Below are 21,661 nucleotides of genomic sequence, written 5' to 3' on the forward strand. Positions count from 1 at the left end.
GCGCGCCGTGGCAGGGCCGCGCTCCACCGGTCAGTCTTGTTGTTTTGCGAATACATAGCCCACGCCGCGCACCGTGAGGATGCGGCGCGGGTTCTTGGCGTCGGCCTCGATGGCGGCACGGATGCGGCCCATGTGCACGTCGATGGAGCGGTCGAAAGCCTCCAGCTCGCGGCCGCGCACGGCCTCCATGATCTGGTCGCGCGTGAGCACGCGGCCCGCGCGCTCGGCCAGGGCCACCAGCAAATCGAACTGGTAGGAGGTGAGGTCGGCCAGCTCGCCGGACACGGTCACGGTGCGCGCGTCGCGGTCGATCTCCAGCGTGCCGAACCGCAGCACCTGCGTGGCCGCCGAGGCACCGCCGCCATCGGTGCGGCGCCGCAGGATGGCGCGGATGCGCGCCAGCAGCTCGCGCGGCTCGAAAGGCTTGGGCAGGTAGTCGTCGGCGCCCAGCTCCAGGCCGATGATCCGGTCCATGGGGTCGCCCTTGGCGGTGAGCATGAGCACCGGCACCTGCGCCGCGCTGCCCTGCAGCGAGCGGATGCGGCGGCACACCTCCAGCCCGTCCATGTCGGGCAGCATGAGGTCCAGGATCACGAGGTCGGGCAACGGCCCGGCGTCCGGCCCCTGCAGCTGCGCCAGGCCGCTCTTGCCGTCCGCGCGGTGCGTGACCTGCAGGCCCGACTGGCCCAGGTACTCGCCCACCATCTGCGCGAGGCGGGCGTCGTCTTCGATCATCAGCAGTTGGGAGCTCATGGGGGCAGTGTAGTGGGAGGCCTGGACAGAGCCCCCATGCTCGCGCGCGGGCGTCTCCCCGTGTTGAAGCCTCCGTAAAGTTGCGGTAAACCGCCGGGGGTGAAAAGCAGGCGGTTGCTATAAATTAGATAGCTATTCGCGCCTTGCCATCAAGCGCCAGAGGCTGTTTTCACCCGGGACGCCAGCCACACCAGCACCAGCACCGGCAACCCCAGCATCGCGGTGGCCGTGAAGAAGTGCGCGTAGCCGAAGGCATTCACGTAGTCGCCCGAGAACCCCGCCACGAACTTCGGGGCAAGCAGCATCATGGAGCTGAACAGCGCGTACTGCGTGGCCGAGTAGCTCACGTTGGTCAGGCTCGACAGGTAGGCGATGAACGCCGCCGACGCGATGCCGCTGGCCAGGTTGTCGGCCGACACCACGGCGATGAGCGCCGTCACGTCGTGCCCGTGGCCCGCCAGCCAGGCGAACAGCAGGTTGCTCGCGGCGCTCAGGATGGCGCCCAGCATCAGGATGCGCATCACGCCAAACCGCATCGACAGCACGCCGCCCACGAAGGCGCCCGCCAGCGTCATGATCACGCCGTACACCTTGGTCACGGCGGCCACCTCGTCCTTGGTGAAGCCCATGTCCACATAGAACGGGTTGGCCATGATGCCCATCACCACGTCGCTGATGCGGTAGACGGCGATGAGCGCCAGGATCAGCGCCGCGTGCCAGCCGTAGCGGCGCAGGAAGTCGGCGAAGGGCTCCACCATGGCGCCCTGGATCCACTCGGCCGCGTTTCTGGCCGGGGGCAGTTGCACGGGCGCGGGCTCGCGCGAGAACAGCACGGTGACCACGCCCACCGCCATCGACGCCGCCATGGCCAGGTAGGCCGCCTGCCAGGCGCCGTTCTGGTACGCGGCCGCGCCTTGCGCCACCACCTGCCCCACCGCAGGGGCCACTTCGGAGCGCGCCGCAATCCACAACACGCCCGCACCGGCCCAGATCATGGCCAGGCGGTAGCCTGTCTGGTACGAGGCCGCCAGCGCGGCCTGGTGATTGGCGTCGGCCGATTCGATGCGGAACGCATCGAGCGCGATGTCCTGCGTGGCCGAGCCGAACGCCACCGCCAGCGCGCACCACACGATGGGTCCGAGCGTCTGGCGCGGGTCGGCCAGCGCCATGCCGATGAGTCCGCCCACGATGAGCGCCTGCGACAGCAGCAGCCAGCTGCGCCGCCGTCCCAAGGCCCGGGTGAGCAGCGGGATCGGCATGCGGTCCACCAGCGGCGCCCACACCCACTTGAAACCGTAGGCCAGGCCCACCCAGCTCAGGTACCCGATGGTGCTGCGGTCGATGCCCGCCTCGCGCAGGCGAAAGCTCAGCGTGCCCAGCACCAGCAGCAGCGGCAGCCCGGCGGAGAACCCGAGCGTGAGCATGCGCAGGCTGGCGGGCTCCAGGTACACGCGCAGGGTCTGCAGCCAGGGCGTGCGCGCGGACTTTTCGGGGCTGAGGCCGGGGGGGGATGAAGTGGATGTGTCTGACATGGGGGGCGGAGGTTTTGTCTATCATCGCCGACACCCTTGCAGCCCGGCCTGCCAGCCTCCATCTGGCGACAAGCCCTGGTGTGTGGTGCGCCAGCGCTGCTTATTATTCCTTCAGGGATTGCCTGTATGTGCCTTTTCTGCCCCGCTCCCTCCGTTGCACCGTCGTCCCCGTGGTCGGCGCGCCGTGCATTCCTGCTGGCGGCCGGCGCCACTGCCGCCGCGCCGGTGCTCGCGCAGGTGGACGTGGGCACGGCGTCCAGCCTGCGCAAGCTGGTGCCCGCCGAGACGCTGGAAAACTCGGCCGCCCAGCAGTACCAGCAGACGCTGCAGCAGGCCAAGGCCAAGCGCGCGCTGGCGCCCGAGGGGCACCCGCAGTTGCAGCGCCTGCACGCCATCGCCAAGCGGCTGATCCCGTACGCCGCCCCGTGGAACGACCGCGCCAGGCAGTGGCGCTGGGAGGTCAATCTCATCGGCAGCCAGCAGATCAACGCGTTCTGCATGCCCGGCGGCAAGATCGCGTTCTACACCGGCATCCTGGACCAGCTCAAGCTCACCGACGACGAGGCCGCGATGATCATGGGCCACGAAATGGCCCATGCGCTGCGCGAACATGCGCGCGAGCGCATCGCCAAGACGCAGGGCACCAACCTCGCGCTGAGGCTGGGCTCGCAGCTGCTGGGCCTGGGCGACCTGGGCCAGGCGGCCGCCGGCCTGGGCGGGCAGCTGCTCACGCTGCAGTTCAGCCGCTCGGACGAGAGCGAGGCCGACCTGGTGGGCCTGGAGCTGGCCGCCCGCGCGGGCTACCAGCCCTCGGCCGCCGTGAGCCTGTGGAAGAAGATGGGCAATGCCAGCGGCAGCAAGCAGGGCGGGCTGGCGTTCCTGTCCACCCACCCCTCGGGTCCCGCGCGCATCCATGAGCTGGAGCTGAACGTGCCCAAGGTGCAGGGCCTGTACGAGGCGGCGCGGCGCAACGGCTGAGGCGCCGGGCGGCCCCGGGGCCGGGTGTTGGTGCTGAGTTGCTATTAAAATGGTAGCTTTCTGCGCTTGTCCATCAAGCGCCAGCTGCCTTTTTTGTGCCCTGCCCCGCTCGGCATGGACGTTGGCCTCAGGCCACGCTCACGCGGTTGCGGCCTGCGTGCTTGGCTTCGTAGAGCGCCTTGTCGGCGCGCACGATGGCGGCCTGCAGGTCGTCCGCGCCATGCACCTGCGCCACGCCAAACGACATGGTGAGCGACAGGGGCGCGGGGCCGACCTCCATCGGCGTTGCCTGCACCGCGGCGCGGATGCGTTCGGCCGTGGCGCAGGCGGCATCGAGCGGGCTGGCGGGCATCAGCGCCAGGAACTCCTCGCCGCCCCAGCGGGCGAGCACGTCGCCTTCGCGCAGGCTCTGGCTGAGCGTGCGGGCCATGGCCACCAGCACCTCGTCGCCCACGGCATGGCCGTACTGGTCGTTCACGCGCTTGAAGTGGTCCACGTCGCACAGCAGCAGGGCGATGGGCGTGCCGTCGCGCTGGCCGCGGGCCAGCGTGTGGGCGGCCAGCGCCTCGAAGTGGCTGCGGTTGTTCAGGCCGGTCAGCGGGTCCAGCGTGGCCTGCTTGCGCAGCCGGCCCTCGGCGATGAGGATGGTGCGGCGGTAGAACGCCGCCAGCGCCGCCGACATCGCGAACACCAGGCAGATGTGGATCCAGTTGACGATCTTCACGCTCAGGGGCGGCAGGGGGGCCAGTGGCCCCAGGTGGTCGCACAGCACCTGCAGGCCCAGGTAGTACGCCAGCAGCGCGATCACCATGGGCGCCGCGAAGCCGCGCGTGTTGGCGATCACGATGGCCGGAATGAACAGCAGCAGGTAGTAGTGAAAGCCGCTGTTCCAGCCGATGAGCAGCGAGCCCAGTGCCGCGTGGCCCACCACCTCCAGCCAGATCAGCGCCAGCGCGGCCGCGTTGTAGCGCGACTGGATGAGCCGGTAGGCCCCCAGGTACATCGCGATGCTCACCAGGTTGACGGCCGCCAGCGGCAGCGACCCCAGCCACAGGAACAGCACGATGTAGCCGCCGTCGATGGCCGCCGCCGTGAGCGCCACGCGCTGCACCATGGCCCAGTAGGCCTTGCCCGCCAGGCTGGAGCCGCGCTGCGGGATGGCGAACGGGCGGGGCGGGTGGGGCTCGGGGCGGGCGGATGCGGAATGTGCCATGGCGGGCAGGGGCCTCGCCGGTGTTCGGGCACCGGTGCGGCGCGATAACAAAATGTCACATTCTAGGAAGCGCCTGCGCTGCCCATCGTCCGATGTGGGCGGCAGGCGGGCCGCAATTGGGGCTTAAGGGGCGGGGGGCGCCGTGCCAGCCGCCGGCGCGCTGACGGTTTGCACGGGCTGCCAGTCCACGGCCATGGGGCTCTTGCGCGAGAACAGCTCCACGTGCGAGTCGATCGCGAACTGCACCCGGTCCAGGCTGGCCTGGTCGTCGGCGCTGCAGTCGAAGTGCAGCGCCGCGCCATCGGCCCGCAGCAGGCACAGGCCCCAGGGAAAGTGGGCCTGGCCCTGGTGATCGTCATATGTCACGGTGATCTTGCGCGTGAAGTGGTAGCACAGGCGCTGCAGGTAGCGGCTGGCGTCGGGCGTGGGCACATGGCCCTGGCGTCGCATCATGGGAAGGGGCTGGTTGTGGTCATGGAAGAAGCGGCATCCAGCGGCAGCGCGGCGTCGGCCAGCACCAGCAGGTTGCCTTGCGAGCAGCGCTCCACGCGGGCCTGGACGCCATAGGCGCGCCGCAGCAGCGCGGGGGTCAGCAGCGGGGCCGGCGCGCCGGCGGCCAGCACGCCGCCGCCGCCCAGCACCAGCACCTGCTGGCAAAAGCGCAGCGCCAGGTTCAGGTCGTGCACGGCCACCAGGCCCACGGTGCCCTGCTGCTGCACCAGGTCGCGCACGGCCTGCAGCACCTGCAGCTGCCAGCGCAGGTCGAGCGCGCTGGTGGGCTCGTCCAGCAGCAGCAGGCGCGGCGCGCGCACGATGGCCTGCGCCAGCCCCACCATCTGGCGCTGCCCGCCCGAGAGTTCATCGAGCCGGCGCAGCGCCAGCGCCTGCAGCCCCAGCGATGCCACGACGGATTCGATGGCCGCCTCGCGCCGGGCGGCGCTCCAGTCGCTGCGCCCGGCGCGCAGGGCGCTGTGCCAGGTCTCGTAGGCCACGAGCGAGGTGCTCTGGGGCAGCGCCTGCGGCAGGTAGCCCACGCGGCGCAGGCGCTCGCGGGGCGGCAGGGTGGCCAGGTCCGTGCCCTCGAGCCACACGCGGCCCTGCGCCGGCCGCAGCCCGGCCACGGCCTTGAGCAGCGTGGACTTGCCCACCGCGTTGGGCCCCACCACGGCCACCAGCGTGCCGGCGGGCACGGCAGGCAGGTCCACGCCCTGCAGCACGGGCCGGCCGGGGTAGCCGGCGGTGAGTTGTTCGAGGGTCAGGCCGGTTGTCATATCAAGCCTCCATGGCGCTACGCACCCTCGGCAGCCAATGAAACTGGCGCGGCCCGGGCCAGCGCCCCCGCGCAAGGGCCGCCCCGCCGCGCCGGGGGCGTCCCCCTCCCGCGTTGCGCAGCAATCTGAGAGAGGGGGAAGACGCGCAGCGGCTCAGGGGGTGCTTCATGTGGCCCTTCTCTGGCGCAGCACCAGCACCATGAACAGCGGCACGCCCACCAGCGCGGTGATGATGCCGATGGGCAGCACCACGCCGGGCACCAGCGCCTTGCTGAGGATGGACGCGAGCGACAGCATCAGCGCCCCGGCCAGCGCGCTGCCGGGCAGGTAGTAGCGGTGGTCCTCGCCCAGCAGCATGCGCGCGATGTGCGGCCCCACCAGGCCCACGAAGCCGATGGTGCCCACGAACGACAGGGCGGTGGCCGCCAGCAGGCTCACGCGCAGCAGCGTGACCAGGCGCAGCCGCTCCACCCCGATGCCGAAGCTGCGCGCCTGGTCCTCGCCCGCGCGCAGCGCCGTGAGGGCCCAGGCCTGGCGCGCCGACCAGAGCATGCACAGCGCGAGCACGGTGCCCACGATGCCGATCTTGGTCCAGGTGGCGCGGCCCAGGCTGCCCATGGTCCAGAACACGATCTGCTGCAGCGCGTTGCTGTCGGCGATGAACTGCAGCAGCCACAGCAGGGCCTCGAAGCTGAACAGCAGCGCGATGCCGAACAGCACCACGGTGTCCACCGTGGCGCCCTGGCGCCAGGCCAGCAACTGGATCAGCGCCGTGGCGCTGGCCGCGCCCGCGAAGGCGCACAGCGGCACGGCCAGGTTCTCGCCCCAGGCCACGAGCGTGAAGCCCGTGACCACGGCGGCCGAAGCGCCCACGGCCGCCGCCGCCGACACCCCGAGCGTGAACGGGCTGGCCAGCGGGTTGTTGAGCGCGGTCTGCATCTCGGCCCCCGCCAGGCCCAGGCTGGCGCCCACCAGCACGGCCATCACCGCGTAGGGCAGGCGCACTTCCCACAGGATGACCTGCTGCGCCTGCGGCAGGCTGGCGGGGGCGAACAGGCCCCGCAGCACGTCGGCGAACGCGAAGGTGGAGGGGCCGAGCGCGATGTCGGCCACCACGCTGGCGCACAGCACGGCGAGCAGGGCGGCCAGCAGCAGCAGGCGCAGGCGCACGAAGTGCTGGTAGCGCCGCGCCAGCGAACCAGCGCGGGCCGCGTCCAGGGGCTGCGGCAAGGGAGACGGGGCGGCGGGGTTCAACGAAGGCAGTTCCGGGGCAGGGCGTGTGGGGTGCGAGAGGGTTCCATGGCGCGGGGCGGCGGTTTTCAGCGGGGCTGCTGGGCCCATGCCAGGGCGTCGATGAGCCCCGGCGCCATGGCGCCGCCATGGTCCAGGCCGGGCAATATGCCCATGTGAACGCGCAGTTCGGGCCAGTGCAAGGCCTCCAGCTGGTCCGCCAGCGCCTGCGTGCGTTCGATCATGCGGCGTTCGTGCTGCACGGCGGCGCGCGCCGCGGTGGGAGCGGCCCGGGGCTGCTCCAGGCTGCCCACGCGCAGCTGCAGTCGGGCCCGGAAGGGGCGCGGCGCCGTCGCGTGCGCCTGCATGAACTGCGATGCCGTCTGCAGCACCTGCGCGCCGTTCCACCACACCGACGGGCTGGTGGCCGCATACCGGGTGAACAGCGCGGGGCGCGTGAACAGCGCGTGCAGCACCAGCAGGCCGCCGAACGAGTGCCCGCTCAGCGCCTGGCGCTGCGGGTCGATGGAAAACGCCCGCGCCACGCGCGGCTGCAGCTCGCGCGCGATGAAGTCGAGCAGGATGTCCGCGCCGCCGGCCTCGGGCGTGGCCGAGCCGCCGGGCGCGGGCGGCGTGTAGTCGCGCTGGCGTTGCGCGGGGTGGACCACGGCATCGCCGGGGTGGCCGATGCCCACGACGATGGCGCTGTCCGCGCGCATCTGCGCGGGGCGCGCGGCCTCATTGCGGGCCAGCTGGGCCGCGAGCGCAAAGGCGGCATTGCCGTCGAGCACATACAGCACGGGGTGTCCGGTGGCGGGCGCGGGGCCGGCGGGCTGCTGCACCCAGATGCGCCAGACGCGGCCGCTCGCCGGGTCGCGCAGGTCCAGCTGGCGCGTGTCCGGCAGCCGCGCGGGGCCCGCCTGCAGCAGGGACGCCTCTGGCGCGCCGCTGGCGCAGCCCGCCAGCCACAGGCTGGCACCAGAGGCCAGCAGCGCGCGGCGGCGGGTGTCGCTGGGCATGGGCATGGGCATGGAGCGCATCAGAGGCTGGTCCAGTACACGCCCGTCAGCGGGATGGGCTGGAAGCGGGTGAACATCGTCTGCAGGGTGTCGCGCGGGTCCAGGTCGGCAAACAGCTCGGGGTGCAGCCATTTGGCGAACACCTGCACCGCCACGACATTGAAGGGCGAGTTGTAGTAGTGGTGCCAGATGGCATGCGCGCGGCCGGGCTGCTGCACGGCCTGCAGCTGGGCGATGCCCCGGCGCTGCGTGGCGCGCGCCAGCGAGGCGCGGGCGGCCTCGGGCGTGGCGTCGGCGCCCAGCACGATGCGCAGGGGGGATTTCTCGGCCGTGGCCATGCTGCCGATGCCGGTGCCGATGTACAGCTGGGGCTGCGTGGCGATCAGGAATTCGGGGTTGAGCGTGCCGTGCTCGCCCGGAATGCGACCGCGCGCCACATTCTGAGCCCCGGCGGCATCCAGCAGCACGCCCACCAGGCCGACCATGGTGGCGCAGCATTCATCGGCCAGGCCCACGCGGTTCTCCAGGAACACGCCGGGGTGCCGCCTGCCGGCCGGCAGGGTGCGCAGGCGGGCTTCCACGCGGTCGAGCTGGGCCCGCCAATAGGTGTTGAACGCCTGGGCCTCCTGGCGCTTGCCCAGCACGGCGCCCAGCAGCTCCATGCTGCGCGTCGTGTTGCGGAGCGGGTCGTGGCGGAAGTCGACGAACACCACGGCCACGCCGGCCGCCTCCAGGCGGGCCAGCGTTTCGCGGTCGTTCTTGCTCGGGCCGTGGCCACCCGCCAGCCCCAGGATGGCGACCTGCGGACGCAGCGCGATGGCCTGTTCGTCGCTGAAGCTGCCGCTGCTGTTGCGGCCCACGCGCGGCACCTTGTCGATCTGCGGGAAACGGCCGCGCCACTGCGCATAGCCGGCGGCATCCAGCGTCTCGTAGTCGCCCATCATGCCCACCAGGCGGCGGGCCACGTCGTCGCGCTCGAACACGCCCAGCGCGGGCAGCAGCCGGCCTTCGCCCAGCAGGATGCGCTCCACCTTGGCCGGCAGGGTGACGGCGCGGCCCGCCAGGTCGGTCACGGTCTGCGTGCCCCCCTGCGCGCGCGTGGGCGAGGCACCCAGGACCAGGGCGCAGAGCAGGGCCGCCAGTGGCGCCCAGGGGCAAAAACGGATCAGGGGCATGGGAGGGACGGTGTGCGGGCGGCCATCGGCGGCGGCCGGTTCAATGGCCCAATATTGAGAATCATTTGCATTTATTATGCCGACTTGCTAGCATCCCATGCCCCGGTGCCCGCCGTGTTTGCCAAGCGGAGAAAAACCTTTGCGCAAACGCCAGGCCCCGGGTTCCACGCGCCGTGGTGCATTGCCGTCCGCTGCCCCTGCCGCTTTTTCGCCGTCACACCTGCCTGCCCATGTCTGTCGTCAGCCCCTTGAAAGTGCTGTCCGCCGCGCCCGCGTCGGACGGCATGCAGGCGTCGCTGCAGCGCCATCTGCAGCGCCTGCGCGTGCTGCGCCCGGGCCTGCACCTGCACGCGGACGATGCGGCCGATGCGCAGGATTTCACGGCCAGCGGCGAGATGGAGACGGGCCTGCGCATCGTGGTGCTGCTGGAGGGCTCGGTGGACGTGAGCTACGGGCCGCGCCGCGTGGCGCTGTCGAGCGCGGCGGACCACGCCCGCCAGTCCCACGATGCAGGCCTGGCCAGCCTGCCGCGCGCCCTGCTGGTGTCGGTGGCGGAGCCGGAGCGCTTCGAGCGCCGCGCCCGCAAGGGCGCGTATGCGCGCCGGGTGAGCGTGGGCCTGGGCGGCGAATGGCTGGAGCAGGTGGCCGGCCCGTCGGCCTCCGGCGCCATCGAGGCCTTCCGCCGCCAGCACCTGGCCATGCACCACTGGCAGCCCTCGGCGCGCATCGCCGCCCTGGCCGAGCAGATCACCCATGCGCCGGACCTGAGCCCCCTGCTGCTGCACCTGTACCTGGAGAGCCGCGCGCTGGAGCTGGTGGGCGAGGCGCTGGGCAGCCTGGCGCAGCACGCCCCCGGGCCCGCGCCCGCGCCGGCACCTGCTCCCGCGCCCACCGGGCTGCGGCTGCTGCCCCACGAGCACCGGCGCATGCGGGCGCTGCATGCCTTCCTGCAGACCGAAGGGGCCATGGACCTGTCGCTCGATGCCCTGGCGCGCCAGGCCGGCACCAACGCGAACACGCTGCAGCGGCACTTTCGGGCGGTGTACGGCACGACGGTGTTCGACTTCGTGCGCGAAAGCCGCCTGCAGCGCGCCCGCAAGGCCCTGGAGCATGAGGGCCTGACCGTGGGCCAGGCGGCGCTGGTGGCGGGCTACAACAGCGCCGCCAACTTCGCCACGGCCTACCGCAAGCGCTTTGGCATGCCTCCCAAGCTGGCGCGAGTGAGGGTCTGAAGCCCGCCGGGCCGCCTCGCGGCTCCCCCGGTCCTGGCAAGGCCCGTTCCACGGCGGCCCTGGCGGGGCCGCGGCAAACGTCTTTGTTGGGCGTGCAAACACAGGGCGGCGGGCTGCGTGAAATCATCGCTCCCATGCCGGGTGGAACCAGCCGGCACGCCTTGCAACACGTTCCGGGCACCGCGCCTGGATGGCTTCCTCGCGGAGCCACTGCGCGCCCTGAGTGAAATCGCATTCATTCCTGTTTGCAATCCGTTGGCGAGGCGGACTCCCTTCTCCTTCGTTTTTGATTCAGGACTTCTATGCAGACTCGCCGCCCATCCCCGGGTGTCCCCCGGGCACATCCTTTTGCCTTGCGCCAGGTCGCCCAGGCCTGCGCGTGGACCTTGCTGGCGGGTGCCGGCGCGGCCCTGGCGCAGCAGAACGCGCCCGCCCCGTCCGCCACGCTGCTGCGGGAAGTCACGGTGAATGCGGCCGCCGAGACTCCCGACAGCCTGCCAGCCGCGGCCCCGGGCGGCCAGGTCGCCAGGGGCACGCGGCTGGGCGTGCTCGGCAACGTGGGGGTCATGGACACGCCGTTCAACATGACGGGCTACACCGCCGAAGGCATCGCCGACCAGCAGGCGCAGACCGTGGGCGCGGTGCTCAAGAACGACCCTTCGGTGCGCACCACCACCAACGAAGGCCACATCGTCGAGAACTTCATCATCCGGGGCTTCGGCGTGGGCGCCGGCTCGCTGGCCATCAACGGTGCCTATGGCCTGGCGCCCGAGCAGAACACGCCCACCGAGATGTTCGAGCGGGTGGAGGTGCTCAAGGGCCCCGGCGCCATGATGATGGGCCTGCCCCCCGCGGGCGACGTGGGCGGCGCGATCAACCTCGTGCCCAAGCGCGCGGGCAAGGAGCCGCTCACGCGCGTGACCACCACCTATTCGTCCCAATCCAACGTGGGCGCGCACGCCGACGTGTCGCGCCGCTTCGGCGGGGAACAGCGCCTGGGCGTGCGCGTCAATGGCGTGCTGTCGGGCGGCGAGACCTGGCTCGACCACCAGACCAAGGCGCGCGAGATCGGCCACCTGGCGCTGGACTACCAGGGCGAGGGCTGGAACGTGGAGGCCGATGCCTATTCGCTCAGGAACAAGGTGCGCAAGGGCTCGCCCATGCAGCCCATCATCGCGGGCTGGACCACGGTGCCCAAGGCGCCCGACGGCTCCACCAACTTCTTCTACGGCGAGGACGTGTACAGCAACACGCAGACCCAGGGCCTCATCGTGCGCGGCCAGGCGAAGATCAACGCGGGCTGGACGGCGTTTGCCTCGGCGGGCAAGGCCGAGCATTCCTACGACGGCTTCATCTTCGGCACCCGCCCGGTGTGGACGGCGGCGAACGCGGCCTCGGGCAACGCCACGGGCACGGCCTACAACTCCTGGGGCGAGTACGGCACCACCACGGCCGAACTGGGCCTGCGCGGCCAGTTCGGCACCGGCGCCGTGGCGCACAGGCTGACCCTGGCCGCCAACGTGATGAATTACGAAGGCGGCAGCCGCGGCAACGGCACGGCGCCCATCAACAGCAACATCTACCACCCCACGCCCATCACCATGCCGGCCGGGGCGGCGGCATCGACCTACAGCAAGATGAACGATGACGCGATGACGGCGCTGAGCGCGGTCGACACGCTGTCGTTCGCCGACGACCAGGTGCAGCTCACCCTGGGCCTGCGCGCGCAGCGGGTGCACCAAAAGCTCAACAAGTACAAGGAGAGCGCCGTGACGCCGCTGGTGGGCGTGGTGGCCAAGCCTTGGGGCGAGACCGTTGCGCTGTACGGCAACTACGTGGAAGGCCTGAGCGCGGGCACGACCGTGAAGGCGCCCTATGCCAACGAAGGCCAGACCTTCGCGCCGTACAAGAGCAAGCAGGTGGAGGTCGGCGTGAAGTGGGTGAGCGGCAGCCTGACGCAGACCGTGAGCCTGTTCCAGATCAGCAAGCCCGCCCTGATCGAGCAAGACAACCGCCAGGTGCTCGACGGCGAGCAGCGCAACCGGGGCGTGGAGTGGAACGTGTTCGGGCAGTTGGCCCCGGCGCTTTCCCTGCTGGGCGGCGTGGCCTACACCGAGGCCGACCAGACCCGGACGAACAAGGGCGTGAACCAGGGCCGCGCGCAGTTCGGCGTGCCCCGGCTCACCCTGAACCTGGGTGCCGACTGGGCGGTTCCCGGCGTGCAGGGCCTGTCGGTGAACGGCCGCGTGAACCACACCGGTTCGCAATGGCTCACGGGCGACAACAGTGTGAAGCTGCCGTCCTGGACCACCCTGGACGTGGGCGCCCGCTATGCCACGCGTCTTGGCGCGCAACCGGTGGTGCTGCGCGCCACGGTGACCAACCTCGCCAACCGCGCGTATTTCGAGAGCATCTGGGGCGCGGGCCGGGTGAACGTGGGCGCGCCGCGCGCCGTGCACCTGTCGGCCTCGTTCGACTTCTGATCCCGGCGAAGCACGGCGCGAGCGAAGCAACCCCGCCACGGGGTCTGGCGTGTGTCCTGGTGGGCACGCCAGGCGCCTGTGGTGGGGCTGGTTATGCTATTAATATAGTAGCTATTGGCGCTTGACGGATAGGCGCTGGCGGCCAAAAACATCCAAAACACCAAGACTTCCGTCGGCACGGCATGCAAGCCGGGCCACGGGCCGCGCGCCGCCGCGGGTCTGTCCAGCGGGGCTCAGGTCCCGCCCACGTAGGGATTGCTCTGGCGCTCCCGCCCGAACGTGCTCCCGGGCCCGTGGCCGGGAATGAACACCGTCTGATCTCCCATCGGCCACTGTTGTGACAACGTGAGGCCCAGGCTCCGAACCTCCGTGAACAGCAGGTCCAGGTTGCTCACGGGGTCCATCATGACGACCTGGTGGGGTGTTGCTGACAGAGATGGGCGGTTGCAAATAGGGATTGACGATCTCGCGGGGCCGCGCTGGAGCACCATCAGGATGCCGTGGATGCTTGGGGGCGTCGCATGGGCCCGTGCCCAGGCAAGCCGCCGGAGGATGTTGTGCCACGTCGGGCATGCCCGCACGCAGATTTTGATACGCACAGTCAATTTGTCTGAAACTCCCAGTCAATCTGGATATGGTTGACCCTCCTAGGATGCGATAGCTGGTCAGCGATGTTCGTCTCGCGCTCACTCCAGCCAGGAGGTACTGGCTTTCATTCGGCGCCTTCTCCCCCCAAAGACTCATTCAGGGAAGACGGTTCCAGTGAAGCCATTGCAAGCCCAGTGCACAGCGGTCTTATTTCGCATTCATCAGATCCGGCGTTCGCTGTCCCGGATTTACCAGACGCCTGGCTCCCGTTGCGGGGCCATGGCAATGATCCGCCGCTCCGTCCCGGGGGCGCTTTTGCGCTGCACCGTCGCGTTGGCCATGGTGCTGCTGTCAGGTGTTGTGCAGGCGCAGACCAACACCTGGGCTGGCAGCGGCAGCCTGGCTACCGCACGCAAAGCCCATACCGCAACGGTCCTGCCCGATGGCACCGTGCTGATTGCGGGGGGCTGGGCCTACAGCAGCAGCAACCTTGCCAGCACCGAGTTGTATGACCCGGTCGCAGGCACCTGGAGCGCCAAAGGAAATCTAAATGCTGGGCGCGCGTACCACACCGCCACCCTGCTGCCCAATGGCAAGGTGCTGGTTTCCGGTGGAGCAGGGAGCCGCGGCGCGCTTGCCGGCGCCGAACTCTACGACCTTGGCACAGGCAGTTGGAGCGCCACGGGCAGCATGTCCGGCGCACGTTTGTTCCACACCGCCACCCTGCTGGCCAATGGCAAAGTGCTTGTCGCGGGGAATGGCGCAGAGGTCTACGACCCGGCCACCGGCCAGTGGAGCACCACGGGCACCATGGTCACCACGCGCGACGCCCACACTGCCACGTTGTTGCCCAACGGCAAGGTACTCGTCGCGGGGGGGAACAACGCGGACGTTGGTTACCTTGCCACCGCTGAACTTTACGACCCGGTCACTGGCACATGGAGCGCCACAGGCACTATGACCACACCGCGTATCAGTCACACCGCCACCCTGCTGCCCAGTGGCAAAGTGCTGGTGGCTGGTGGGGGAGGCAACGGCGCACGCTCCAGTGCCGAGCTGTACGACCCGGCCACAGGCACGTGGAGCATCACTGGCAACCTGGCCAACAAGCGCAGTTCTCAAACCGCCACGTTGCTGCACAGCGGCAAAGTGCTTGTTGCCGGAGGAGATGGCAGCACTTACCTCGCTAGCGCTGAGCTCTACGACCCCGCTACCGGCACCTGGGACACTACCAGCAGCCTGGCCACCGGCCGGGTCAGCCACACGGCCTCCCTGCTGTCCAACGGTAGAGTGCTCGTTGTAGGCGGGTGGAATACTGGCGGCTACCTCGCAAGTGCCGAGCGATACGAAGTAGGCCCTGGCGCCTGGAGGGCTACCGGCAGCATGATTGGCGGGCGCAGTGTCCACACCTCCACTTTGCTGCGCAGTGGTGAAGTGCTCGTCACCGGCGGGTTCGGCGGTGGCGGGGGTTTTCTTGCAAGCGCTGAACGGTACAACCCCGCCACAGATAGCTGGAGCCCCACGGGCAGCATGATCACCGGGCGCACTTTTCACACCGCCACCGTGCTGCCCAGCGGCAAGGTACTGGTCACTTCAGGGGTCGCGAACGGCGGTGCGCTTGCCAGCGCAGAACTTTACGATCCCGTCGCTGGCACATGGAGTGCTGCCGGCACCCTCGCCGTCGCTCGCTACAACCGCACGGCCACTCTGCTGGCCAATGGCAAGGTGCTTGTCGTGGGAGGTGAGGGCACTGGCAGTGTCTTCACCAAAGGCGAGCTCTACGATCCCGAGACGAACCAGTGGAGTGTCACAGGCAACATGGCCGATGAGCACATTTATCACACGGCCTCCCTTCTGCCCAATGGCAAAGTGCTTGTCGCAGGTGGATACACCAGCGTCGGCATGCTCTCCAGCACTGAACTCTACGACCCCGCATCCAACGCCTGGAGCCCCGCGGGCGGCATGGCCACCTGGCGCTATTCCCACACGGCCACCCTGCTGCCCGACGGCAAGGTCATCGTCGCGGGGGGGCGGGGCGTCAGTGGCATGCCGGCCGATGCAGAACTCTACGACCCTGGCGCAAATACCTGGAGCGCCGCGGGCAGTCTGGTACGCACCCGCACAGGTCACACGGCCGCCCTGCTGCCCAGTGGCGAGGTCCTCCTCGCGGGCGGAAGCAGCGGCGATTTCGCCAGCTCTGAGCTCTACGACCCGGCCACCGCCACTTGGAGCGCCACGGGCAGCCTGAACACCGGGCGCGTCAACCACCGAGCCACCCTGCTCGCTGACGGCAGGGTCCTGGCTACAGGGGGCAGCGGCAGCTCTGACACCAGCGTCGAGCTTTATGCAACTTCTGCCCCTGCAGTGCAGACATACAGCGCCATGGTGTCCGTTCTGGTGGGTGGCGGGCCGGGCGGAGGGGGGAGCGTGGGCACGGGTGTGGGGTCGGTAGCGATCAGCGGCGGCGCGCCAGGCTGCGCGCTCGATACCACCGCCACGGGGTTCAGCAGCGCGGTGCCTTCAGGCCTGCCAGCCAACGCCAGCACGCCCGCCGGGATGTTTCGCTTCCGCTCCACAGGCTGCGCGGGCAACACGCTGACGGTGCGAATCACCTACCCCCACGCACTTCCTGCCGGGGTGCAGCTGATGAAGTATGGGCCTGCCAGCGCGGGGGCCGCCAGCAGCTGGTATCCAATGACCGGTGCAACGCTGAGTGCAGACCGGTTGACTGTGGCGTACGCGATCACCGACAACGGCATGGGCGATGGCAATACAGCCGATGCGGGGGTGATTGAAGACCCGTTCGCACCGGTGTTGCTGGCTGCGATCCCCGGCACGTCAGGCCCAGCTTCCATTCCCACCCTGAGCGAGTGGGGGCTGATCCTGTTGTCGCTGATGGCGGCTGGCCTGGGCATGCACCAGATGCGCCGTAGCAGCGCCTTCCGGTCCCGTGCCTGTGGGCGGGGGGCATAGGGCGAAATCGTAGACCTGCGTGACGGGGCACGTCCCGAGAACTTCACGTCCTTGTCGACATGCTCGCTGCGCGCCGGCGCCGCCATGGCAGGCGTCACCAGGTAGTAGCCGTTGCGCCACTGCACCCTGGGCGAAGTCCGCTGGCAGCGAAACGGCCCAGGTCAGGTATTGCCCACGTACGGATTGCTCTGGCGCTCCCGCCCGAACGTGCTCTCGGGGCCGTGGCCGGGAATGAACACCGTCTGATCTCCCATCGGCCACAGGCGCTGCGTGATGCTGTCGATGAGCTGCTGGTGGTTGCCCTGCGGGAAGTCCGTGCGGCCGATGCTGCCTGCGAACAGCACGTCGCCCACAAACGCGCGGTCGATCTGCGGCGCGTGGAACACCACATGCCCCGGCGTGTGCCCCGGGCAGTGGCGCACGTTCAGCGTCTCGTTGCCGATCTGCACCTGGTCGCCATCGTGCAGCCAGCGCGTGGGCGTGAAGTGCTGCGCGGGCGGAAAACCAAACATCGCGCTCTGCTGCGGCAGGCCGTCGATCCAGAACTGGTCGCCCGGGTGGGGGCCCACGATGGGCAGCGAAAGCCGCTGGGCCAGTTCGCCCGTGCCGCCCGCGTGGTCGATGTGGGCGTGGGTGAGCCAGATCTGTTCGAGCGTGAGGTCAAGGCGCCGGATTTCTGCCAGCAGCACCTCCAGGTCGCCGCCAGGGTCGATCACGGCGGCGTTTTGGGTGGCGTCACACCAGACGAGGGAGCAGTTTTGCTGGAACGCAGTAACAGGGATGGTGAGGTAGCGGAGCATGGTGGGGGAGGGTGGTTGTGTGTATTTTGCGGTCCGGCGCATGGCGCAGGGTGGACGGGCCAGGCTCAAGCCCGCGCCAGCCGATCGACGAGGAAATCCACCAGCACGCGCACGCGCAGCGGCATGTGCCGGTTGGCGGGGTACAGCAGCGAAAACGGGCGGGAGGCGCCCGCGTGCGCGGGCAGTAGCTCTTGGAGCGCGCCGCTGCGCAGGTCGGCCTCCACAATGAACCGGTAGGTCTGCAGCAGCCCCGCGCCGGCACGCGCCAGGGTCACGGGGCCCAGGATGTCGTCGGCGCAGCGCAGGCGGCCTTGGGTGGGCACCTCCACATCGCGCCCGGCCGCGTCGCGCAGTATCCATGGCACCGCCTGGCCGCTGCTGGGCAGCACGAACTGGATGCACTCGTGCGCCGCCAGGTCGGCCGTTTCGTGCGGCGTGCCGCGACGCGACAGGTACGCCGGGGCGGCGACCACCACCAGGGCGGCGTCCTCCAGCTTGCGCGCCACCAGCCCCGAGTCGATGGGCGCGCGACCGCGCACGGCCAGGTCAAAGCCTTCTTCGGTGAAGTCCACGTTGCGGTTGCTCAACTGCAGCTCCAGCTCCACGTCGGGGTAGGCCTGCGCAAATGCGGGCAGCAGGGGCAGGATGCGGCAGTGCCCGTAGGAGGTGGGCAGGCTGAAGCGCACGAGGCCTGCCGGGCTTTGCTGTTGGCCCGACAGCTCGCGTTCTGCCTCGGCCAGCTGCCCCAGCGCCTGGCGGCATTGCTCGTAGTAGCGCTTGCCGGCGTCGGTCAGCCGCACCTGGCGCGTGGTGCGCTGGAACAGGCGCACGCCCAGGCGCGCCTCCATGCGCGCCACCGATCGGCTCACGGCCGCCGCCGTCAGCCCGGCCGCCTGGGCGGCGGCCGTGAAGCTTTGCCACTGCGCGGTCAGGCAGAACAGCTCGATGCTGCCCAGCTTCAGGTCGTCGAATTGGCGCGCCATGTCTTGTTTATTACTTCATGTAATCAGTGAAATTCCCAGAACCTAGTTTATTGCTGTTTACATCGCCAATACCATCGCTTCACCTTTCCACCACACCCCCAAGGTCTCCCCATGAAGCTGTACTTTTCCCCCGCCGCCTGCTCCTTGTCGCCCCACATCCTGCTGCTGGAATGTGGCTTGCCGTTTGTGCTGGAGAAGGTCGATACCGCGCGCCACCAGACGGCCGACGGGCAGGATTTCCATGCGATCAACCCCAAAGGCCAGGTGCCCGTGCTGGAGCTGGACGACGGCTCCCGCCTCACCGAAGGCCCGGTCATTGCGCAATACATCGCCGACCAGGCCCAGGCCACGCAACTGATGCCGGCCGCCGGCACGCGGGCGCGCTACCGGGTCATGGAGTGGCAGAACTACGTCAGCACCGAGCTGCACAAGTCCTTCACGCCCCTGTTCCAGGCCGGGCTGGACGACAAGGCCAAGGCCGCGCTGGCCGCCCTGCTGCGCAAGAAGATGGAGTGGCTGGACGCGCAACTGCAGGACGGCAACTACCTGACGGGCGAGCACTTCACGGCGGCCGACGCCTATCTTTTTGTAGTGCTGGGCTGGGCCAAGTTCGTGAAGCTGGACATCAGCGACCTGGCCCATTTGCAGGCGTTCATGCGCCGTGTGGCCGCGCGCCCCGCGGTACAGGCCGCGATGCGGGCCGAAGGGTTGCTGGGCTGAGACGCCGTTCATTCATCCATCCACAAGGAACACGCCATGCCTTACATCAACATCAAAGTGACGCGCGAAGGTGTCAGCAGTGCGCAAAAGGCCGCACTGATCCAGGGTGCGACCGATTTGCTGGTGCGCGTTCTGAACAAGGAGCCCGCCACCACCTTTGTCGTGATCGACGAGGTTGAGACCGACAACTGGGGTGTGGCCGGTGAGACGGTGACCGTGCGGCGCCAGCGTGCCCGGGTGGCCGCCGCAGGGAATGCGCCATGAGTGACCCGCGCTTCGACGCAGTCGCCGCCGTGCTGCAGGAATATTTCGACGGCCTGTGCCACAGCGACACGCAGCGCCTGCGCCGCGTGTTCCACCCGCAGGCGGTCTATGCCTGCGCCACGGCCGAGCCTGCGGTGATCCTGCGCATGGAGGCGTATTTCCCCATCGTGGACCAGCGCCCCTCGCCCGCCAGCCGGGGCGAGACGGTGCAGGAGCGCATCCTGTCGATTGAATTCGCCGGGCCGGTGACGGCCCTGGCCAAGGTCGAATGCGCCATCCTGCCCAAGCACTTCACCGACCTGCTGACCCTGATCCATGTGGACGGGCGCTGGCAGATCATTGCCAAGGTGTTTCACTACGAACTGGATCGCTGAGGCGGCGGTGCGTGCAAGCCGGTGGGCGAGTTCCTCCTTTCGGAAGGACTCACTTATTGATAGCTGCTGGCGCTTGAGAGATAAGCGCTAGAGCCCAATTTACCTAAAAAAACGGCGGCAGGCATCACCTGCGTTGTGCCCGCCTCACAGGTTGGTCGCCGCGACCACTTCCGACATGTCGGTCAGCCCCTGCAGCACCTTCTCGATGCCGTCCTGGCGCAGGGTCAGCATGCCGGCGGCCAGTGCCGAGTGGCGGATGTCCGAGGCGGGGGCGCGGTGGCGGATGTGCTGGCGAATGGTCTCGTCGCTCAGCATCAGCTCATGGATGCCCAGCCGGCCGTGGTAGCCATGGCCGTCGCATTGCGTGCAGCCCACATGGCGCCACAGGCGCAGCTCGCCCTGTGCGCCACCGTGCTGCTGGCGCCAGCGCGCCACCTGTGCCGCGCGGGCCTCGGGGGTGTTGTGGGTGCCGCTGTCCAGGTACTGCGACGCCAGGCCCAGCAGCGTGTCGTGGTCGGCCACACGCGGCGCGCGGCAGGCTGTGCACAGGCGGCGCACCAGGCGCTGGGCCAGGATGGCGAGCAGAGAATCCGAGAAGTTGAACGGGTCCAGGCCCATCTCCAGCAGCCGCGCAATGCTCTCGGGCGCCGAGTTGGTGTGCAGGGTGGACAGCACCAGATGCCCCGTCAGCGAAGCCTCGATGGCGATGCGCGCGGTTTCCTCGTCGCGCATCTCGCCGATCATGATCACGTCCGGGTCGGCGCGCAGAAAGGTGCGCATGGCGGCGGCAAAGGTCCAGCCGATGCGCGGGTTCACCTGCACCTGGCGCAGGCCCTCCTGCGTGATCTCGATGGGGTCTTCGGCCGTCCAGATCTTGCGGCCTGCGGTGTTGATGTCGCGCACCACCGAGTGCAATGTGGTCGTCTTGCCGCAGCCCGTGGGGCCGCACACCAGCACCAAGCCATAGCTTTTCTGCACCACCGCCCGCAGGGCCTGCAGGTTGGGCGGGCTCAGGCCGATGTTCTCCAGAGGCAGCGGCTTGGCGCCCGCCAGCAGGCGCAGCACCACGTCCTCCAGCCCGCGCGAGGTGGGCACGGTGACCACGCGCAGCTCCACCGGCGGGCCGCCGAAGCGGGCGAAGTCGATCTTGCCGTCCTGGGGCTTGCGGTGCTCGGAGATGTCCATGCCCGCCATGATCTTGATGCGCGCCACCATCGCGAAGCGGTAGCGCGCTGGCAGCTCCAGGTAGGGCGTGAGGTCGCCGTCGATGCGCAGGCGGATGCGCACGTTCTGCGGAGCGGGCTCGGTCTCGATGTGGATGTCGGACGCGCGGTGGTGGATGGCTTCGTCGATCACCGAGTTGATGAGCCGCACCAGGGTGTTGTCCGACTCGCTGATCACGTCGGCCTGCTCGGAGTCCGCGTCCGGGACGGTGCTGCCCAGGTTGGCGGCCAGCTCGCGCGAGGTGGCGCGGGCGGCGGCGGTGGCGTCAGAGGCGCCGCCAGGCTGGGTGCGGTAGGCGCTGTGGATGGCGGGCATCAGCGTGCCTGGCGCAGCCTGCAGCGGAATGAGCCGGCGCTGCGTGAGAAACCGCAGTTCGTCCAGCAGCACGCGATCGAGCGGGTCGGCCATCAGCAGTACCAGCGCATCCTCGCGGGCGATCAGCGGCAGCACGGATTCACGTTCGGCCATCGCCCGGGGCACCAGGGCCAGGGCCGCCGCATCGGGTGTGATGTCGCCGGGGTGCACGGTGTACTCGCCCAGCCACGCGGCAATGACCTGGCGCAACTGCTCCTGGGTCAGGACGCCATCCTCCACCAGGATCTGTCCGATCAGCCGGTGCTGCCCGCCGCTGCGCTCCTGCTGCTGGGTCTGCAAGCCGTCTTGCAGGGCCGAGGGTGACACCATGCCGGCATGGATCAGCGCCTCGCCTAGGTGCCGCGCTTTGCCGACGGTGGGGTGGGGAGTGGAGAGCTGCTTCCACAAGGATTCCGCGTTGACGGGGCGAAAACCATGGGGCGGGGGGGCGGTGGAGGCAGCGGTGTCGGGCATCAATGGTCAGGGGCGGGCATC

Annotated in this window: 19 protein-coding genes; 7 read left to right on the forward strand and 12 right to left on the reverse strand. The window is 69.5% G+C overall.

Annotation, left to right across the window (positions count from 1 at the left end; genetic code table 11):
- Positions 1 to 30: 30 nt before the first annotated feature.
- The gene (locus ACAM51_RS15375) at positions 31 to 753 is read right to left on the reverse strand and encodes a response regulator (protein WP_218296649.1); all 723 of its coding nucleotides are present in this window, start codon (positions 751 to 753) and stop codon (positions 31 to 33) included.
- A 149-nt stretch (positions 754 to 902) separates the two neighbouring features.
- Positions 903 to 2,285: an AmpG family muropeptide MFS transporter gene (locus ACAM51_RS15380; protein ID WP_369641121.1), complete on the reverse strand. Its 1,383-nt coding sequence runs from the start codon at positions 2,283 to 2,285 to the stop codon at positions 903 to 905.
- 126 nt (positions 2,286 to 2,411) lie between these two features.
- Here ACAM51_RS15380 and ACAM51_RS15385 point away from each other — a divergent pair, with 126 nt between their 5' ends.
- The gene (locus ACAM51_RS15385) at positions 2,412 to 3,263 is read left to right on the forward strand and encodes a M48 family metallopeptidase (RefSeq protein ID WP_369641122.1); all 852 of its coding nucleotides are present in this window, start codon (positions 2,412 to 2,414) and stop codon (positions 3,261 to 3,263) included.
- Between the two features lie 127 nt (positions 3,264 to 3,390).
- On the opposite strand, the gene ACAM51_RS15390 is transcribed toward ACAM51_RS15385, so the two are convergent.
- The 6 genes from ACAM51_RS15390 to ACAM51_RS15415 all read right to left on the reverse strand — a co-directional run bounded on the left by ACAM51_RS15390 (position 3,391) and on the right by ACAM51_RS15415 (position 9,171).
- Positions 3,391 to 4,476: a GGDEF domain-containing protein gene (locus tag ACAM51_RS15390; protein ID WP_369641123.1), complete on the reverse strand. Its 1,086-nt coding sequence runs from the start codon at positions 4,474 to 4,476 to the stop codon at positions 3,391 to 3,393.
- 123 nt (positions 4,477 to 4,599) lie between these two features.
- Entirely contained in the window at positions 4,600 to 4,929 is a 330-nt protein-coding gene (locus ACAM51_RS15395; RefSeq protein WP_369641124.1) for a DUF2218 domain-containing protein, read from the reverse strand.
- Entirely contained in the window at positions 4,926 to 5,747 is an 822-nt protein-coding gene (locus tag ACAM51_RS15400) for an ABC transporter ATP-binding protein (protein WP_218296654.1), read from the reverse strand. The genes ACAM51_RS15395 and ACAM51_RS15400 overlap by 4 nt, the downstream gene beginning before the upstream one ends.
- A 165-nt stretch (positions 5,748 to 5,912) precedes the next feature.
- On the reverse strand, positions 5,913 to 6,917 hold the full coding sequence (locus ACAM51_RS15405; RefSeq protein ID WP_369643828.1) for a FecCD family ABC transporter permease: 1,005 nt from the start codon (positions 6,915 to 6,917) through the stop codon (positions 5,913 to 5,915).
- Between the two features lie 149 nt (positions 6,918 to 7,066).
- Entirely contained in the window at positions 7,067 to 8,017 is a 951-nt protein-coding gene (locus ACAM51_RS15410) for an alpha/beta hydrolase (RefSeq protein ID WP_369641125.1), read from the reverse strand.
- On the reverse strand, positions 8,017 to 9,171 hold the full coding sequence (locus ACAM51_RS15415) for an ABC transporter substrate-binding protein (protein WP_369641126.1): 1,155 nt from the start codon (positions 9,169 to 9,171) through the stop codon (positions 8,017 to 8,019). Before ACAM51_RS15415 ends, ACAM51_RS15410 begins: the two co-directional genes overlap by 1 nt.
- 230 nt (positions 9,172 to 9,401) lie before the next feature.
- Here ACAM51_RS15415 and ACAM51_RS15420 point away from each other — a divergent pair, with 230 nt between their 5' ends.
- Together ACAM51_RS15420 and ACAM51_RS15425 are read left to right on the forward strand one after the other, a co-directional pair.
- Positions 9,402 to 10,403 (forward strand): helix-turn-helix transcriptional regulator, encoded by a 1,002-nt coding sequence (locus ACAM51_RS15420; RefSeq protein WP_369641127.1) that lies wholly within the window; start codon positions 9,402 to 9,404, stop codon positions 10,401 to 10,403.
- A 353-nt stretch (positions 10,404 to 10,756) separates the two neighbouring features.
- Positions 10,757 to 12,886, forward strand: coding sequence for a TonB-dependent receptor (locus ACAM51_RS15425; RefSeq protein ID WP_369641128.1), 2,130 nt, complete (start codon positions 10,757 to 10,759; stop codon positions 12,884 to 12,886).
- A 233-nt stretch (positions 12,887 to 13,119) separates the two neighbouring features.
- Here the strand turns inward: ACAM51_RS15425 and ACAM51_RS15430 are convergent, their stop codons facing one another.
- On the reverse strand, positions 13,120 to 13,293 hold the full coding sequence (locus ACAM51_RS15430; RefSeq protein WP_218296734.1) for a hypothetical protein: 174 nt from the start codon (positions 13,291 to 13,293) through the stop codon (positions 13,120 to 13,122).
- A gap of 460 nt (positions 13,294 to 13,753) precedes the next feature.
- Here ACAM51_RS15430 and ACAM51_RS15435 point away from each other — a divergent pair, with 460 nt between their 5' ends.
- Complete coding sequence (locus tag ACAM51_RS15435) at positions 13,754 to 16,447, forward strand: IPTL-CTERM sorting domain-containing protein (RefSeq protein ID WP_369641129.1); 2,694 nt, start codon at positions 13,754 to 13,756, stop codon at positions 16,445 to 16,447.
- A gap of 161 nt (positions 16,448 to 16,608) precedes the next feature.
- Here ACAM51_RS15435 and ACAM51_RS15440 read toward each other — a convergent pair whose 3' ends face one another.
- Both ACAM51_RS15440 and ACAM51_RS15445 read right to left on the reverse strand, forming a co-directional pair.
- Positions 16,609 to 17,247: an MBL fold metallo-hydrolase gene (locus ACAM51_RS15440; protein WP_218296659.1), complete on the reverse strand. Its 639-nt coding sequence runs from the start codon at positions 17,245 to 17,247 to the stop codon at positions 16,609 to 16,611.
- 65 nt (positions 17,248 to 17,312) lie between these two features.
- Complete coding sequence (locus ACAM51_RS15445; RefSeq protein ID WP_218296660.1) at positions 17,313 to 18,230, reverse strand: LysR family transcriptional regulator; 918 nt, start codon at positions 18,228 to 18,230, stop codon at positions 17,313 to 17,315.
- 111 nt (positions 18,231 to 18,341) lie between these two features.
- Here ACAM51_RS15445 and gstA point away from each other — a divergent pair, with 111 nt between their 5' ends.
- Genes gstA through ACAM51_RS15460 form a run of 3 tightly spaced genes read left to right on the forward strand, consistent with a single transcriptional unit; the run spans position 18,342 to position 19,588 of the window.
- A complete protein-coding gene (gene gstA, locus ACAM51_RS15450; protein WP_218296661.1) occupies positions 18,342 to 18,950 on the forward strand; it encodes a glutathione transferase GstA in 609 nt (202 codons plus the stop codon).
- A gap of 36 nt (positions 18,951 to 18,986) precedes the next feature.
- Complete coding sequence (locus ACAM51_RS15455; RefSeq protein WP_218339123.1) at positions 18,987 to 19,214, forward strand: 4-oxalocrotonate tautomerase family protein; 228 nt, start codon at positions 18,987 to 18,989, stop codon at positions 19,212 to 19,214.
- On the forward strand, positions 19,211 to 19,588 hold the full coding sequence (locus ACAM51_RS15460) for a nuclear transport factor 2 family protein (RefSeq protein WP_369641130.1): 378 nt from the start codon (positions 19,211 to 19,213) through the stop codon (positions 19,586 to 19,588). The genes ACAM51_RS15455 and ACAM51_RS15460 overlap by 4 nt, the downstream gene beginning before the upstream one ends.
- Positions 19,589 to 19,732: 144 nt before the next feature.
- Here the strand turns inward: ACAM51_RS15460 and ACAM51_RS15465 are convergent, their stop codons facing one another.
- Entirely contained in the window at positions 19,733 to 21,640 is a 1,908-nt protein-coding gene (locus ACAM51_RS15465) for a GspE/PulE family protein (protein ID WP_369641131.1), read from the reverse strand.
- Positions 21,641 to 21,661 lie beyond the last annotated feature (21 nt).

It is taken from the genome of Acidovorax sp. A79 (assembly GCF_041154505.1).
In the GTDB taxonomy this organism is placed as follows: domain Bacteria; phylum Pseudomonadota; class Gammaproteobacteria; order Burkholderiales; family Burkholderiaceae_C; genus Acidovorax.